The 15,185-nt window shown below is 64.1% G+C and carries 14 protein-coding genes; 9 read left to right on the top strand and 5 right to left on the bottom strand.

Annotation, left to right across the window (positions count from 1 at the left end; translation table 11 throughout):
- Window positions 1-70 precede the first annotated feature (70 nt).
- The gene (locus ACWAT4_RS33120) at window positions 71-1,720 is read right to left on the bottom strand and encodes a benzoate-CoA ligase family protein (protein ID WP_449729072.1); all 1,650 of its coding nucleotides are present in this window, start codon (window positions 1,718-1,720) and stop codon (window positions 71-73) included.
- Between the two features lie 20 nt (window positions 1,721-1,740).
- Window positions 1,741-2,889 carry an FAD-dependent monooxygenase gene (locus ACWAT4_RS33125; protein ID WP_212426939.1) on the bottom strand — a complete coding sequence of 383 codons (1,149 nt, stop codon included), beginning with the start codon at window positions 2,887-2,889 and terminating at the stop codon, window positions 1,741-1,743.
- A gap of 170 nt (window positions 2,890-3,059) precedes the next feature.
- Between ACWAT4_RS33125 and ACWAT4_RS33130 the strand changes: the two genes are divergently transcribed.
- From ACWAT4_RS33130 to ACWAT4_RS33140, 3 genes are all read left to right on the top strand, one after another.
- A complete protein-coding gene (locus ACWAT4_RS33130; RefSeq protein ID WP_212299930.1) occupies window positions 3,060-3,458 on the top strand; it encodes an acyl-CoA thioesterase in 399 nt (132 codons plus the stop codon).
- Window positions 3,455-4,303 carry an IclR family transcriptional regulator gene (locus ACWAT4_RS33135; RefSeq protein ID WP_212426938.1) on the top strand — a complete coding sequence of 283 codons (849 nt, stop codon included), beginning with the start codon at window positions 3,455-3,457 and terminating at the stop codon, window positions 4,301-4,303. Before ACWAT4_RS33130 ends, ACWAT4_RS33135 begins: the two co-directional genes overlap by 4 nt.
- Before the next feature lie 421 nt (window positions 4,304-4,724).
- A complete protein-coding gene (locus ACWAT4_RS33140) occupies window positions 4,725-5,753 on the top strand; it encodes a glycosyltransferase family 2 protein (protein ID WP_212445990.1) in 1,029 nt (342 codons plus the stop codon).
- Between the two features lie 27 nt (window positions 5,754-5,780).
- Here the strand turns inward: ACWAT4_RS33140 and ACWAT4_RS33145 are convergent, their stop codons facing one another.
- Complete coding sequence (locus tag ACWAT4_RS33145; protein ID WP_212299933.1) at window positions 5,781-6,683, bottom strand: GNAT family N-acetyltransferase; 903 nt, start codon at window positions 6,681-6,683, stop codon at window positions 5,781-5,783.
- A 219-nt stretch (window positions 6,684-6,902) separates the two neighbouring features.
- Between ACWAT4_RS33145 and ACWAT4_RS33150 the strand changes: the two genes are divergently transcribed.
- The 5 genes from ACWAT4_RS33150 to ACWAT4_RS33170 all read left to right on the top strand — a co-directional run bounded on the left by ACWAT4_RS33150 (window position 6,903) and on the right by ACWAT4_RS33170 (window position 12,176).
- Complete coding sequence (locus tag ACWAT4_RS33150) at window positions 6,903-7,826, top strand: 2-hydroxyacid dehydrogenase (protein ID WP_449729073.1); 924 nt, start codon at window positions 6,903-6,905, stop codon at window positions 7,824-7,826.
- Window positions 7,827-7,895: 69 nt separating this feature from the next.
- Window positions 7,896-8,189 (top strand): cupin domain-containing protein, encoded by a 294-nt coding sequence (locus ACWAT4_RS33155; protein WP_212300291.1) that lies wholly within the window; start codon window positions 7,896-7,898, stop codon window positions 8,187-8,189.
- The gene (locus ACWAT4_RS33160; protein WP_449729074.1) at window positions 8,186-9,661 is read left to right on the top strand and encodes an aldehyde dehydrogenase family protein; all 1,476 of its coding nucleotides are present in this window, start codon (window positions 8,186-8,188) and stop codon (window positions 9,659-9,661) included. The genes ACWAT4_RS33155 and ACWAT4_RS33160 overlap by 4 nt, the downstream gene beginning before the upstream one ends.
- A complete protein-coding gene (locus ACWAT4_RS33165) occupies window positions 9,658-10,701 on the top strand; it encodes a tartrate dehydrogenase (RefSeq protein ID WP_449729075.1) in 1,044 nt (347 codons plus the stop codon). The genes ACWAT4_RS33160 and ACWAT4_RS33165 overlap by 4 nt, the downstream gene beginning before the upstream one ends.
- A 17-nt stretch (window positions 10,702-10,718) precedes the next feature.
- On the top strand, window positions 10,719-12,176 hold the full coding sequence (locus tag ACWAT4_RS33170) for an NAD-dependent succinate-semialdehyde dehydrogenase (protein ID WP_212299937.1): 1,458 nt from the start codon (window positions 10,719-10,721) through the stop codon (window positions 12,174-12,176).
- A 31-nt stretch (window positions 12,177-12,207) separates the two neighbouring features.
- Here the strand turns inward: ACWAT4_RS33170 and ACWAT4_RS33175 are convergent, their stop codons facing one another.
- The gene (locus ACWAT4_RS33175) at window positions 12,208-13,482 is read right to left on the bottom strand and encodes an NAD(P)/FAD-dependent oxidoreductase (protein WP_449729076.1); all 1,275 of its coding nucleotides are present in this window, start codon (window positions 13,480-13,482) and stop codon (window positions 12,208-12,210) included.
- A gap of 16 nt (window positions 13,483-13,498) precedes the next feature.
- Window positions 13,499-14,167, bottom strand: coding sequence for a haloacid dehalogenase type II (locus ACWAT4_RS33180; RefSeq protein WP_449729077.1), 669 nt, complete (start codon window positions 14,165-14,167; stop codon window positions 13,499-13,501).
- Between the two features lie 175 nt (window positions 14,168-14,342).
- Between ACWAT4_RS33180 and ACWAT4_RS33185 the strand changes: the two genes are divergently transcribed.
- Complete coding sequence (locus ACWAT4_RS33185; protein WP_212299940.1) at window positions 14,343-15,185, top strand: GNAT family N-acetyltransferase; 843 nt, start codon at window positions 14,343-14,345, stop codon at window positions 15,183-15,185.

Below are 15,185 nucleotides of genomic sequence, written 5' to 3' on the forward strand. Positions count from 1 at the left end.
CACGAACTCCAGTGAGCGTGGGTTTCCAGGCGGGTGACTTTCAGGAGGCTTGGAGAAGGCAGCTGCTCGTTCAGGCCACCAACGGGGCGCTGCGCAGCTTCTGCCGATCGATCTTGCCCGTGCCCGTCTTCGGCAAATCGGGGCAGAATTCGATCAGGCGTGGATATTTGTAGGGAAGCAGCTTCGACTTGACGTGATCCTGCAGCTCACGCGTCAACGACTCGCTCGCCGCATGACCGTCCCGCAGGATCACGAATGCTTTCGTGGTCATGCGGCGATCGGGAAGCTCCAATCCAAGGACCGCGCATTCCCGTACCGCGGGATGGTCCGACAGACAGAGCTCGATCTCGACCGGGTAGATCCACTGGCCGCTCACCTTGATGAGATCGTCGACGCGACCGACAAAGGTGAAGAAGCCGTCGGCATCCTCGACCAGCCTGTCGCCGGTCCAGATCCAGCCCGCCTCGCGCATCGTCTGCCCGGTCTTGTCGGGCCTGTTCCAGTAACAGGGCGCGTTGGAATGACCGCGGACCCACATCACGCCTTCTGCGCCTTGCGCGACGGGCTCCCCTTCGGGCGAGGTCAGCCGGATCTCGTAGCCGGGAACGCGCTTGCCGGCGGTTCCGGTCTTCTTCTGATCGCGCGTGTTCGAGAGATAGATGTGCAGAGCTTCGGTCGATCCGAGTCCCTCGACGATCTCGAGCCCGAAGCGTCGCTTCCAGTCGTTGAAGATGTCCTGCGACAACACCTCGGCGGCCGACAGGCAGAGGCGCACGCTCGACAGGTCGGCGGATCCGATGCGCGGATGATGCAGCAACGCGTTGTACAGCGTCGGCAGGCCGAAGAAGAGCGTCGGCTTGAACCGCTCGATCAGGTACAGAACGGCGCCGGGCTCGGGCCGCCCGGCGAGCAGGATCGTGCTGGCGCCGACCGAGAACGGGAAGGTGATCGAATTGCCGAAGCCGTAGGCGAAGAAGATCTTTGGCACGGAGAAGCAGATGTCGCTCTCGGCGATGCCAAGGATGTGCTGCCCAAAGCTCTTCGCCGTGTAAGCCATGTCGTGCTGGAGATGCACGATGCCTTTCGGCCGGCCGGTACTGCCCGAGGAGTACATCCAGAACGCCATGTCATCGCGGGAGGTTGGCGCGGCATCCAGCTGGGCCGGGAATTGGGCAAACCATTGGTCGCCATCGAGAACCTTGACCGGCGACTCGCTTGCCGCGTCGCCGTTGAGCATCACCAGCGTATGCAGCTGCGTTCCCGCGACCGTCTCCCGGTCGAACAGGCCAGCATACTCGGCGTCGACCACCGCGACCGGCGCGGCCGAATCCTGCAGGTAGAAGCCGATGAGGTCCTTCGGCGACAGCGTGTTGATCAGCATCGGCACGAAGCCGGCACGGACTGCACCGAAGAACACCGCAGGATAGGAGGCCGTGTCGTTCAGCAGGAGGAGCACGCGATCGCCACGGCGAAGTCCGAGCGATGCAAGCGCGTTGCCGCATCGAGCGGCCTTGGCGCACAATTCGCCATAGCTGGTGTTGCCGCTCGCGGCAAAGATCGCGACCTTGTCGGCGCGGCCGGCGTGGAGATTGTCGAACAGAATTTCGCTGGCGTTGTAACGCTCGGCGATCTCGAAGCCGACTTCCTGCGCGCCGGGGGCATCATCGGGAACTTGGTCCACGATCGCGTTCAGGCGCGTTTGGCCGATTCCGTCCGTCATGGGAGCGCTCCTCATCATCGCTATGTGCTGGAGACCAATGAATTGGCGTCGTAGCGCGCCATGAAACGCGGCGACATCGCACGCAACTGGCTGTCGTCGATCCGCCCCGAGCGGGTGATGTAGCTGTAGCCGAACTCCAGCGGAGCCAGCTTCATGTGCTCGGCAAAGCGCTCGTACCAGGCCGCGCTGGTCCTTGCGGCCTTGACCAGCTTCTCCACCACCGGACGGCGCGTGGCTTCGTAGTCCTCCAGCGCACGGCGGAGACTGTGCGGTTCATTGTCGAGCGCGTTGACGAGCGCGATGACGTCCTCGAGGGCGAGGCGCGTGCCGGAGCCGATCGAAAAATGCGCGGTGTGGAGCGCGTCACCGACCAGAACCATGTTCCGGTGCGACCAGCGATCGTTCCACAGCCAGGGAAAATTGCGCCAGACCGATTTGTTGTTGACGAGAGGATGCCCTTCGAGAGTGCCGGCAAACACCTTTTCGCAAAGCGCCCTGCTCTCTTCCTCCGTCTTCTCAGCGAAACCGGCACGGAGCCAGGTCGCACGATCGCACTCCACGATGAACGTGCTCATCGTCGGCGAGTAACGGTAGTGGTGGGCGTTGAAGCAGCCGAACTCGGTTTCGACGAAGGTCTGGGTCAGCGTTTCGAAGCGCTTGGTGGTGCCATACCAGGCGAACTTGTTGTGGTCGTAGGACAGCGATGTCGCGAAGTCGCCTTCGTAGCTCCGTCGCACCAGCGAGTTCACGCCGTCCGCGGCAACGACCAGATCGTAGCCGGCGAGTTCTTCGATCGAGCGCACGAGCCTGCCGAAGTGCAGATTTGCACCCGCGGATCGTGCGCGTTCAGTCAATTGCGTGATGAAATCGAGCCGTCCGACCGCGGAGAAGCCGACGCCGTCGAGTACGACGCGTTCGCCGCGATGTACGAGCGTGATGTCGCGCCAGGTCTCCATGCGCGACGACACGGCCTGCTCCGTTTCCGGATCATCGGCGCGAAGGAAGTCGAGCGCCTTGTCGGAGAAGACCACGCCAAAGCCCCAGGTCGCGCCTTCGGGATTCTGCTCGAAGACATCGACGTGGTCTTGGGGATGCCGACGCTTCCAGAGGGCGGCGAAATACAGACCCGCAGGACCGCCCCCCATCACCGCAATGCGACTAAGCCGCATGACCTTTCCTTTCCCCGTTGCGTTCTGTTGACCGCTTCTGTTTGCGCATTATGCAATAGATTTCTTGTAATGCAATATATCTCTTGCATTACAGGTAATCATTTTTCTTATACGGAATAATGCCAGCGCGGTTGGACTCCGCGCCGGGCGCCTAGCGGGAGGTTTTTCGGATGTTCGAGACAGCTTTCACGATCGAGTGGGGCGATTGCGACGAGGCCGGAATCGTCTTTTATCCCAACTACTTCTACTGGTTTGACTGCACCTATCAGCGCTGGCTGCGGAAGCACGGATTGAGCCAGCGGGAGCTCAAGCGCCGCTTCAACAGCGTCACGCCGCTGGTCAATGTCGGAGCCAAGTTTGTGGGGCCAGCCCGCTACGACGATGAGCTGGTGATCCGCGCCGAGGTGACCGAGTGGCAGGAGCGGCGGTTTCGAATCGACTACAAGCTATCGGTCGGAAACGTGCAGGTTGCGAGCGGCTTCGAACAGCGCGCCTGGGCCTCGGTCACGGACACGGGCGCACTCCGCGGCGCGAGCGTGCCGCAGGAGTTCAAGGACTTGTTGAGATGAAACGGACGCGGCCGAAAGAGACTGACGACGAGAGCGGCGGGACGGCCCCCGGCGGCATCCAGGCTCTCGACGCCGCGCTTTCGGTCCTGCGAGTCCTCAGGTCCTTTGATGGGCCGGCGACGCTGTCGGATATCGCGCGCGAAGCCGGCATGCCGCCGAGCAAGGTGCATCGCTACCTGGCGAGCTTCATTCATGCGGGCCTTGCCGTGCAGAAGGAGCGCTCCGGCCGCTACGACCTCGGCCGCGAAGCGGCAGAGTTGGGCGTTGCGGCCATCAGCCGGAACAACTTCGTCGTCCGCGCCTCCGACGAACTCGAGGAATTGGCCACGGTGACCGGACAGGCCGCGCTGCTAGCCGTCTGGAGCCATAATGGCCCGACCGTGGTCCGAATGGAGCGAGGCCCCCATCTGACCACCACGTCGATCGGTCTTGGCAGCACATTTCCCTTGCTGGACTCCGCGACCGGACGCGTCTTCCTGTCGTATCTGCCGTCTCCACAACTGACCGCGCGGCTGCAGAACGAACTCGAGCGCGCCGCTTCTGTCGGCGTGAGCTGGCCGGATCTCGATCCCAACACGGAAAGCGTCGAGGCATTGACGACGAAAGTCCGGCGCGAGCATGTTGCCTATGTCGACGGCCGTTACATTCCGGGCCTGGCCGCGATCTCGTCCGCGATCACGAACTGGCAAGGCGAGATCGAAGTCGCCGTGACCTTGTTCGGCACGCACAGGGACTTGCTGCAGCCGCAGAGTCCTGCGCGGACCGCCTTGATCGACTTTGCCTCCCGCCATTCGATCGCCCCACCGGCTCAGCTGGGCAAGCCGCACGACGCACGAGCGCGCTAGCTCGCACGGGCGCGTATCTTGCCGCTATTTGATGGCCCCGTCTGAAGACGGACTGACTGCTTCAGTCCTGGTCGAGTGAAGATCACACCGAGCTTGCCTTAATAGAATTGGTTACTCATTCGTTGATGCTCCGCTGGATGCCGCGCGTCGTCGCGCTCTGGTGCTGAAGCACGCCGCTGCGTCGGTCCTCGAATCGGTGATCGGCATCTCCAATCATGGTCGCGAGCCTGCCGCGGTTCATTAACGACGCAGTGCGAATTGGCTTCTGGCGAAGGCCATCTTTGATAGATTTCGGATACAACCATCGCGGTGCAAATCCAGGCCAACCACGCACCCGACAGGCCGCTTCCCTTGGACAGCTGATACAGGCGCGAGCCGTTCATGGACGTGATCGACCCGTTCACCGGCGAGGAGAGATGAGATGCAGGTCAGATCCGCGCTTCAGATCAATTTGCATCCGCTGGACGTGCGCCATGCCGTCCACACACTTCCGCATCAGCTCGACGTATGGGGCGATCAGGTCGATCGCATCGTATTCACTGTCGACACCAGGCAGAGCAAGAGCGGCCGCTACACCGGCAGTGCCTATGAGGAGAGCCGCAGACGCCTGTTTGCACTGCTGGAGGCCATCGCGCTGAAATCGCCGAAGGCGGAGATTTCCGAGGTCGACTATTCGCCGGCGGCGCTCGAGGCCGTGCGGCAGCGCTATTTCTCGACAAGCCGCGTCCATCCGGAAAAGGCCTTCGATGGCGGACCGTTCCATGCCTATTTCTACGGCCTCTTGAAGACGAACGCGGACTATGTGGTGCATATGGACAGCGACATGCTGTTCGGCGGCGGCAGCCAGGTCTGGCTGGAGGAGGCGATCGGCTGGCTGAAGACGACGCCGGATGCGCTGTTTGCCGGACCACTTCCCGGTCCGCCTCGCGCTGACGGCGCGCTCGGCGACCTGCATGGAGGGTTTCCGGGGTTGAGCGGCGTCCAGCCGCCCGAGCGGCTCGCCGCCGCCTACCCGGCCTACCGCTTTCGCACCGTGAGCACGCGCATCTTCGTTCTGGATCAAGTCAGATTCGATGCATCTGTCGGCGCGCTGGAGCTGGTGCGGCCAAATCTCCGACGCCGGATCCGCGCAAAGCTGTTTCGCCAGTCTCCGCTGACGATGCCGGCCGAGGAGATCATCTCCGCGGCCATGATGCGCAAGGGGCTTTGCCGGATAGACTTTCTCGGTTCAGGCGCCGGGCTCTACTCGCTGCATCCACCGTATCGCACGGATACATTCTATCGTGAATTGCCGCACCTGATCGCCCGCATCGTGGCCGGCGCGATACCGGACGCCCAGCGCGGCGACTATGACGTCAATTCGAGCATGTTCGACTGGACGGAGGCTCTTCGGCAGAAGACCGTCGGTCGTCGCCTTGCCCGCGCCGCGCGCACGCTGCTCTCGAGCTGAGCATCGCGCGGTTCGCCCGGCGATGCCCTAGCCGAGCGCCTGGCTTGCGAGCGCGTAAGTCACGGGCGACGTCCCAGAGCGATCGTTGGGATCGCGAAACTCCCCTCCCAGCGACATCGTCGTGACCGTGTCGAAAAAGGCAAGGCCGGACCGGGCCAGGAAGGCGCAGAACTCGCCGTCGGCGAGGTGCGTGTCGACCCTCAGGAACCGTCCTTCATGGGCCGCGACATGAGGCGCAGCCACCACGATCGCGTCCTCGTCGTTCGACGCGACGACCGGACCCACGACATGCCCTCGCCCGAACGGGCGGCACAGCGCGAATGCGACGAGGCGCCCCTGCCGATAGAGCCCGAAGCCGGTGGATTGCTCCAGGAGGGCCGCCAGCAAATCGAGGCGCGAGGCACCAAACGCCTGCGCGTCGAGTTGAGCGATCGCCGGCAGGTCCTTGCGATTGAGCTCCCGCAGCTCGGTCCCGTCAGGAAGATGCGGCATCTCACTGAGCCGCTGCACCTCTGCCTGGCGCTGGAACACCGTCCGTTCGCGGCGGAAGCCGAGCGATAGATAGAGCTTGCGCGCTGCATGCGTGGCGTTGAGGCGGAGATTGCGCCCCTTGGACGCGGACAGAACGCGCTTCATGAGCCACTGAGCCGTGCCAAGCGCCTGAAGGCGGGGCGATGTGATGACCATGCCGACCGTCGCAAAATCCGCCCCATGCGGAAACCACATCGCGGAGCCCAGCACCCGTCCGATCTCATCGTGAACGACGATGCCGTGGCCGGCATCACGCAGAAACTGCCAGTCCTCCGGACGATGCGGCCAGCCGACGCCGATCGAGAGCGTATAAAGCTGATCGAGCTCCACCGTATCGATGTCGACCGCACGCGCGTCGAATGCGTCGATCGTCAGCGAACTGGTCGTGCGCGATTTCATGTCGCCCCCTGATCGGCTCGACGGCGGTCGACGTCGGCGGCTCCGAGCTCGGTCGGGCTCAGCTTACACCGGGCTCCGCCGCAGATTGCGTTCCGGAACCGCCGTCCAACGAAACATTCCACCAAATCGCAACCGCATTCGGCACCGACCGAGATTGCGGGTCCGATAGCCTGGTTCAATCCGGCAAGCTCGCCATTCTCCGCGCGTCCGAATTCGACAATGACCTTTCTCTTCAATTCCGACGCTCAGCGCGGGGCTGTGTTCCGCGAAGCCTTCGCGCGCGAGCTCCCACACCTGCCCTTCGTCATCGGCCCGGCCACGGTCTCTCCGGCCGATATCCGTTACATCATCACCTGGTCCGTGCCGGAAGCCCTGGAACAATACCGTAACCTCGACATCCTGTTTTCGGTCGGGGCGGGCATCGATCAATTTCGGCTGACGGCGATCCCGCCCGAGGTGAAGGTGGTCCGGATGGTGGAAGACGGCATCATCCGGATGATGCAGGAATACGTCACTCTCGCGGTGCTGGCCCTCCACCGCAACATCCCGGCCTACCTCGATTTGCAGCGACGCCGCGAATGGCGGGCTCTGCCGCAGAAGCAGGCGACCGACCGATGTGTCGGGGTTCTCGGACTTGGCGTGCTCGGCCGCGCGGTGCTGGAAAGCCTGAGGCCGTTCGGCTTCCGCCTGAGCGGCTGGAGCCGGTCGGACAAGACGATCGAGGGTGTTGCGACCTATAGCGGCGATGCCGGCCTCGGCCGGATGCTCGGCGAAACCGACATCCTGATCTGCCTGCTGCCGCTCACCGGGGCCACGCGCGGGATCCTGAATCAAGACCTCTTTGCACAATTGCCGAAAGGCGCGGCCCTCGTCCACGCCGGGCGCGGCGCGCAGCTCGAGTCCAGCGCACTCCTCGCGGCTCTCGATACGGGTCAGCTTGCCGGCGCGGTCGTCGACGTGACCGAGCCGGAGCCGCTGCCCGGCGATCATGCCTTGTGGGCCCATCCGAAAGTGCTGCTGACCCCGCACGTGGCAAGCGTCACCCAGGCGGACACCGCCGCTCGCGCGGTCATCGACAACATCAAGCGATATGAAGCGGGCCTCGACCTCGTCGGGCTCGTCGATCGGACCCGTGGTTATTGAGAGGAGCCCGACTTGCTGCTGAAACGGATCGACCCCAACCCGACTTTCGCCCCGAAGGAATCCGGCCCGATGCCGGAGCGGCTCATTGCCGGCGCGCCTCACTTCAAGACCTGGGCACAGGACGAGGCCAAGGGCGACCTCGTGCACGCCGGCGTGTGGGAAGCAACGCCGGGCGAGACGCGCTCGATCAAGGGAGAGACCTTTGAATTCTGTCACATCCTCGCCGGCACGATCGAGATCACGCCGGACGGCGGCGTCCCGATGACGTTCAAAGCCGGCGACAGCTTCGTCATGAAGCCCGGATTTACGGGGGTGTGGAAGACGATCGAGACCGTCCGCAAGATCTACGTCACGGTGTCATGAGCCTGAGCTTCGACCCTGACCAGGTTCAGTTGCCGATCGGCCACTTCATCGGCGATCGGCTGCAGGAATCCCCCGGCCTGCTTCCGCTGCACCGGCCATCCGACGGTGCGCACTACGCCGGGTGTCCGGTCGCCTCCGCCGAGACCGTGGACGAGGCCGTCCAAACCGCCAGGACGGCGTTGAGGACCAGCAACTGGGGCGGCGTGCGTCCGCGCGAGCGAGCCGGCGTCCTGAAGCGCTGGGCCGATCTCATCGAGAGTGAAGCCGAGACGCTCGCCAGGGTCGAGGCGATTACATCCACCCGCCCGGTCGGTCAACTCGTTGCGGGAGACATCGCGATCACCGCCGAGCAAATCCGCTTCTTCGCCGAATTCGCCGACAAGGAGGGCGGCGACCTCGCGCCCACCGACGACGCCCATCTCGGCATGATCATGACCGAGCCTTACGGGGTCGTCGGCGCCATCACACCCTGGAATTTTCCAATCAACATGGCGGGCTGGAAACTCGGGCCGGCTCTCGCCGCGGGCAATGCGGTCGTGCTGAAGCCGTCGGAGATGACGCCGTTCTCCTCCATCGTGCTCGCCCGATTGGCGGTCAAGGCGGGGCTGCCTGCCGGACTCATCAACATCGTGCTTGGCGATGGGGCGACGACCGGCTCCGCCATCACCGGACATCCCGACATTGCGAAAGTGAGCTTTACCGGATCAACCGGCGCGGGCGCTGCCATCATGGCGAATATCGCCCGCACCGGCATCAAACCCATGACGCTCGAGCTCGGCGGCAAGAGCCCGCAGATCGTCTTCGCCGATGCCGATCTCGACCAGGCCGCCGCCGCGATTGCCGGCAGCATCCTTGCAAATGCCGGCCAGGCCTGTGTTGCCGGATCGCGGCTGATCGCCCACGCCTTGGTGGCCAAGCAGTTGGTCGACGCCATCATTGCCCGCATGCAAGCCGTCCAGGCTGGTCCCACCTGGGATGCCGCGACGACCTACTCCCCGATCATCTCCGAGAAGCAGCGATCGCGGATGCACACGATGGTGCGAACGGCCCGCGCTGAAGGCGCCGAGTGCCTGACCGGCGGTGAGCCGATGGAGGCTAAGGGCTATTTCTATACGCCGACCCTTCTTGCAAAGGTGGATCGATCTTCCGTCGCCCTCACCGAGGAGATCTTCGGGCCGGTGCTGACGCTGCAGACGTTCACGACCGAGGACGAAGCCTTGGCGCTTGCCGATCACCCGACCTACGGTCTTGCCGCCGGGCTCTTCACCCGCGATGTCTCACGCGCGATGCGGATCACGCGCGCTCTGGCTGCCGGCACCGTCTGGGTCAACCGCTACGGCCGCTCGCGCGATCACATCCTGCCGACCGGGGGCTACAAGCACTCCGGCATCGGCAAGGATCTCGGCCGCGAAGCCTATCACGCCAATCGCCGCTCGAAGAGCGTGCTCATCCACATCGGAGGGCTCTCATGAAGACTTACGCAATCGCACTCATTCCCGGCGACGGCATCGGCCGCGACGTGACCGACGCCGCATGGACCGTGCTGAAAGCAACTGCGAAGCAGTCCGGCTTTGCGCTCAGCGGCACGACATTTCCGTGGTCCTGCGCCTTCTACAAGGAGACCGGCGCGATGATGCCCGCCGACGGCATCAAGACACTGCAGCAATACGATGCGATCCTGCTCGGCGCGGTCGGTTGGCCGGCGGAGGTGCCCGATGCCGCATCGCTGCATGGGCTGCTGCTGCCGATCCGCAAGGGGTTCACGCAATATGCCAATGTCCGGCCGCATCGCCTGCTGCCGGGCGTCAACGGTCCGCTGAAGACGACCGCATTCGACATCCTCTGCATCCGCGAAAACACCGAGGGCGAATATTCGGGCGCCGGCGGGCGCGTGCATCAGGGCACCCCCGCCGAGATTGCGGTCGAGACCTCTGTGTTCACGCGCGCCGGCGTCGAACGAATCCTGCGGTTCGGGTTCGAGCAGGCGCGCAAGCGGCGCAAGAAGCTCGCCTCGGTCACCAAGTCGAATGCGCAAAAATACTCGATGGTCTTCTGGGACGAGGTCACACGGCTGGTTGGCGCCGACTATCCCGATGTCGCGTGCACGAGCTATCACGTCGACGCGCTCGCCGCCCGCATGGTGATGGCGCCGGAGAGCCTCGACGTCGTCGTCGCCTCCAACCTGTTCGGCGACATCCTGACCGATCTCGGCGCCGCCATCCAGGGCGGGCTCGGCTTTGCGGCCTCGGCCAATATCAATCCGGAGCGCAACGCGCCCTCGATGTTCGAGCCCGTTCACGGCTCGGCCCCCGATATTGCCCATCTCGGCACGGCCAACCCGATCGCAGCGATCTGGTCCGGGGCCATGATGCTCGACCATCTCGGCGAGGCCAAGGCAGCCGCACGCATCATGGCCGCCCTCGAAGCGACCACGTCCAGTGGCATCGGTACGATTCCGGGCAAGGAGCGCACCGAAGCAATCACCGCAGCCGTGCTCTCCCGTCTCTCCTGATCGACAAGGCGCAACAGATGCAGAACCTCAGCGACAAGCAGCTCTTCCGCCAGCAGGGCCTGATCGGCGGCCAATGGCAAGGCGCGCTCTCGGGCGCAACCATCGACGTGATCGACCCGGCGACGCAGACCGTTCTCGGATCCGTCCCGGACATGGGACGGGACGACACAAGCGCCGCCATTGCCGCGGCCGCGAAGGCTTACGGGGGCTGGCGCGCGAAAACCAATGCGGAGCGCGCCGCCCTTCTGGAGGCCTGGCACGGCCTCATGATCGCGCATCTCGACGATCTCGCGCGCATCCTGACGCTGGAGCAGGGCAAGCCATTGGAAGAGTCCAAGGGCGAGATCCGCTACGGTGCCTCCTTCGTCAAATGGTTCGCGGAGGAGGCCCGGCGAATAGGCGGCTCAACGATCCCCTCGCCCACACCCGACCGGCGCATCGTCATCCTCAAGGAGCCGGTTGGCGTATGCGCGATCATCACGCCCTGGAATTTCCCCAACGCCATGATCACGCGCAAGGTGGCTCCCGCGCTCGCGGCTGGATGCACCGTCGTGATCAAGCCATCGGACTTCACGCCCTATTCGGCGCTGGCTCTTGCCGTGCTGGCTGAGCGCGCCGGAATTCCCGCGGGCGTCATCAACATCGTCACCGGCCTGCCGAGCGAGATCGGCGCGGAGATCATGGCCAACGAGACGGTGCGGAAGATCTCGTTCACCGGCTCGACCCGCGTCGGCTCGCTGCTGATGCGCGGTGCAGCTGACAGCGTCAAGCGCGTGAGCCTCGAGCTCGGCGGCAATGCGCCCTTCATCGTCTTTGACGATGCCGATCTGGACCTCGCGGTCGAGGGTGCCATCATGTCGAAGTTCCGCAATGGCGGTCAGACCTGCGTCTGCGCCAACAGGATCCTCGTGCAGGCGGGCGTTTACGATGCCTTCGCCGACAAGCTCGTCGCCCGCGTCAGGACCATGAAAGTCGGATCGGGCCTCGAGCCGGGCATTGCGATCGGACCGATGATCAACGAGGCGGCGATCAGCAAGATCAACCGCCACGTCGCCGATGCCTTGTCCAAGGGCGCCCGCATCGCCGCCGAACCGGTCGCCTTGCCCGAGGGGCCGCAATTCACCGCACCGATCGTGCTCACCGAGGCGACCACCGACATGGTGCTGGCGCACGAGGAAACGTTCGGTCCTGTCGCACCTCTGTTCCGCTTTAAGACCGACGAGGAGGCGATTGCCATTGCAAACGCGACGCCGTTCGGACTTGCCGCTTACTTCTATACGCGCGACCTGAAGCGGTCCTGGCACGTTGCGGAAGCGCTGGAAGCCGGCATGGTCGGCCTCAACACCGGCATGGTGTCGACCGAGGTGGCGCCGTTCGGCGGCATCAAGCAATCAGGCCTGGGGCGCGAAGGCGCGCAGATCGGGATCGAGGAATACCTCGAGACCAAGGCTTTTCACATCGGCGGATTGGGCTAGGCCGCGGGCGAGGCGCAATCCGCCTCGCGCCCTACTGAATGCGATCGAGCATCTTGTAGTATAGTCCCACCATCGGCAGGAACCACGGCTTGCCGAAATGCCCGGGCACCGCGGACCAATCGAGCCCTTTCATCGGATTGCGGTCTTCGCGTCCGAGCATCGCGTCGGCGATGATCATGCCGAGATGGGTCGACAGCTGCGCGCCGTGACCGGCATAGCCCATCGCATACCACAGCCCGTCCTGATAGCCGGCGCGCGGAAAGCGGTCACTGGTCATGTCGACGAGCCCGCCCCAGCAATAGTCGATCTCGATGCCGGCCAGTTGCGGGAAGACTCGCGTGAGAGCCTCGACGAGGATGGCACCGCTCTTGGCGTCGGAACGCTGGTCCGACGTCGCCGAGAAGCGCGCGCGGCCACCAAAAATCAGACGGTTGTCGGGGGCCAGGCGGAAATAATTGCCGACATTCATCGACGTGACGCAGGTGCGGTTGCCCGGCATGGTGGCCGCAATTTCGGCCGCATTCAGTGGCCTTGTCGCAACGATGAAGCTGCCGACGGCGACGAGGCGTCGCCGGAAGTAGCCGAAGTTTGGCGTGGTGTAGGCGCCCGTTGCCAGCAACACCTGATCGGCCGTGACGCTGCCGCGAGGCGTCGTCAGCCGGTGGCGCGATCCTTCGCGCGTTTGCGCCGTCACCGGTGCCTGCTCGAAGATAACAGCGCCGCGGCGCTTGGCCGCCTCGGCCAGTCCGATGCCATAGCGTCCCATATGCATCATCGCGCTCTTCTTCGAGAGCATCGCGCCAAAGAAGGGTGAGCCGATTTCCGCGCCGAGATCCTGAGCCGACAGCAATGCGGTGTCCGGGTCCACCTCGTGATGAAGCGCTTCGAAATTGCGCGCGATGGCATCAAGATGCTTTGGCTTGGAGGCGAGCTTCAGCTTGCCTGCGCGGCGGAAATCGCATGCGATGCCCTCCTCCACGATCAGCGCTTCGAGCGTGTCGATGGAGGAATCAAGCGCGCGGTAGAGCGCGACGGCTCGCTCCTTGCCGAGCTCCGCCTTGGCGGCGAGATAGCTGTGGGCGAGACCGTTGTTGAGATGGCCGCCGTTCCGCCCCGACGCGCCGCCGATCACCCGGTCTGCTTCGAGAACGACAACTTTCGCGCCCGCCTTCGCGAGCTGGCGCGCAGCCCCGAGGCCCGTGAAGCCGCCACCGATCACCGCAACGTCATAGTGGCCCTCGACGGGACCTTCGGTCCCGCCGGAAAAGCGCGGTGCGGTATCGTGCCAGTAGGAAACGTATTTCACCGCAGGTCCCGCCGGCTCAGAGTCCGAACACGCCCGGCAGGCCGCCGATGTCCTTGATCTCGACATAGCCGTAATAGGGATTGGCGGGCTCATGCCCCCGATTGACCCACACCTTGTTCTTGATTCCGAGGTCGTCCGCCGTCATTAGATCATAGCGGAAGGACGAGGAGCAGTGCACCACATCCTCGGGCCCGCAGCCCAGCGTATCGAACATGAATTCGAAGCCCTTCATGCGAGGCTTGTAGGACTGAGCCTGTTCGGCCGTGAGCGCGGCATGAAATGGCGCCCCGAGCTTGGCCACGTTGGACGGCAGCTGTGCATTCATGGCGTTGGAGAGGATGACGAGCGGAATCTCCTTGGCGACCTTGGCAAGGCCGGCAGGAACGTCAGGATGCGGTCCCCAGCTCGGCACGCGCTCATAAACCATCTGTCCATGCTCGGACTTGAAGGCAACGCCGTTGCGCTTGCAGGCGCGCTCCAGCGCATTGTGGATGACGTCGGCATAGGGTTTCCAGTCGCCGAGAATCTCGTCGAGCCGATACGCCGCGAAATCCCGCACGAGCGAAGCCATCTGCGCTTCGGGAAGATGCGCACGATAAAGATCCTGCGCCGCTTCGGCCATCTGGAAATTCGTCAGCGTGCCGTAGCAGTCGAAGGTCACGTATTTCGGGCGAAACTGGCTCATCATCCCTGTCCTGGTGCGCTCGCACAATGTCAGGGCCGCAACAATAGAGCGTCAACGCGGCATAAGATGCGGCTTTTCCGTCGCCTGCGGTGAAAGATGTCGTTCCCGCCGGGCCCTTCAGACGATCTGCATGTCACCGACGTAAGAGACTGGAGGCGGACAGGAAAGCCAGTCGATGACCCAGAGCACGATCTCGCTCACCACATTACGCGATGAACATCTCGAAGGCGCGCTGCGCCTTTCACGTCAGGCCGGGTGGCCTCACCGCCTCGACGACTGGCAACTGGCGCTGGATCTGAGCATGGGATTTGTGGCGCTGGACTCCGATGCCGCAACGGTGCTCGGGACCGTGCTGATGACGCCCTACGCGCAGGACGTCGCGACCATCAACATGGTCATCGTCGATGAAGCCGCCCGCGGGCGCGGATTGGGCCGCCAGCTCATGGAAGCGGTCATCGCGTTGGCGGGGCCGCGCAAGCTGAGGCTGATCGCAACGCGTGAGGGCGCCCCGCTCTATCAGAAACTCGGCTTTTGGCAGACCGGCACGATCGTCCAGCATCAGGGCCAGACACGGCATGTTGCGTCGCCCGCAAAAGTCCGGCCGGCCGAGGCGCAGGACATCGTCGAGATCATCGAGCTGGATAAGAGCGCCTACGGCGCGGACCGACGAGACCTGCTGCGTGCGCTTGCGAAGGTCGGCCAATTGGCCGTGCTCGATCGCGGCCAGGGCATTATCGGATTTGCGGGGTCACGTGCCTTCGGCAGAGGTGAGGTGATCGGCCCCGTGGTCGCCGCAAATGTCGACGACGGCAAAGCGTTGATTGAATTCTTCATGGCCCGAAGCGAGGGGCGCTTCGTCCGCGTCGATACGGCTGAAGGCTCTCAATTGAGCGCATGGCTCGCACACCATGGACTGACCCGGGTTGACGAAGGAATCGCCATGCAACGTCCCAACACTGCACGGTCCTGCCTCGGGCCGTTGACCACCTTTGCCCTCGCCAGCCAGGCATTTGGATAA

It is taken from the genome of Bradyrhizobium sp. T-1 (genome assembly GCF_053592855.1).

Excerpts from the sequence above, each read along its gene's own strand:
- ACWAT4_RS33120 (WP_449729072.1), bottom strand. The coding sequence starts at position 1,720 with ATGACGGACGGAATCGGCCAAACGCGCCTGAACGCGATCGTGGACCAA.
- ACWAT4_RS33125 (WP_212426939.1), bottom strand. The coding sequence starts at position 2,889 with ATGCGGCTTAGTCGCATTGCGGTGATGGGGGGCGGTCCTGCGGGTCTG.
- ACWAT4_RS33130 (WP_212299930.1), top strand. The coding sequence starts at position 3,060 with ATGTTCGAGACAGCTTTCACGATCGAGTGGGGCGATTGCGACGAGGCC.
- ACWAT4_RS33135 (WP_212426938.1), top strand. The coding sequence starts at position 3,455 with ATGAAACGGACGCGGCCGAAAGAGACTGACGACGAGAGCGGCGGGACG.
- ACWAT4_RS33140 (WP_212445990.1), top strand. The coding sequence starts at position 4,725 with ATGCAGGTCAGATCCGCGCTTCAGATCAATTTGCATCCGCTGGACGTG.
- ACWAT4_RS33145 (WP_212299933.1), bottom strand. The coding sequence starts at position 6,683 with ATGAAATCGCGCACGACCAGTTCGCTGACGATCGACGCATTCGACGCG.
- ACWAT4_RS33150 (WP_449729073.1), top strand. The coding sequence starts at position 6,903 with ATGACCTTTCTCTTCAATTCCGACGCTCAGCGCGGGGCTGTGTTCCGC.
- ACWAT4_RS33155 (WP_212300291.1), top strand. The coding sequence starts at position 7,896 with ATGCCGGAGCGGCTCATTGCCGGCGCGCCTCACTTCAAGACCTGGGCA.
- ACWAT4_RS33160 (WP_449729074.1), top strand. The coding sequence starts at position 8,186 with ATGAGCCTGAGCTTCGACCCTGACCAGGTTCAGTTGCCGATCGGCCAC.
- ACWAT4_RS33165 (WP_449729075.1), top strand. The coding sequence starts at position 9,658 with ATGAAGACTTACGCAATCGCACTCATTCCCGGCGACGGCATCGGCCGC.
- ACWAT4_RS33170 (WP_212299937.1), top strand. The coding sequence starts at position 10,719 with ATGCAGAACCTCAGCGACAAGCAGCTCTTCCGCCAGCAGGGCCTGATC.
- ACWAT4_RS33180 (WP_449729077.1), bottom strand. The coding sequence starts at position 14,167 with ATGAGCCAGTTTCGCCCGAAATACGTGACCTTCGACTGCTACGGCACG.
- ACWAT4_RS33185 (WP_212299940.1), top strand. The coding sequence starts at position 14,343 with ATGACCCAGAGCACGATCTCGCTCACCACATTACGCGATGAACATCTC.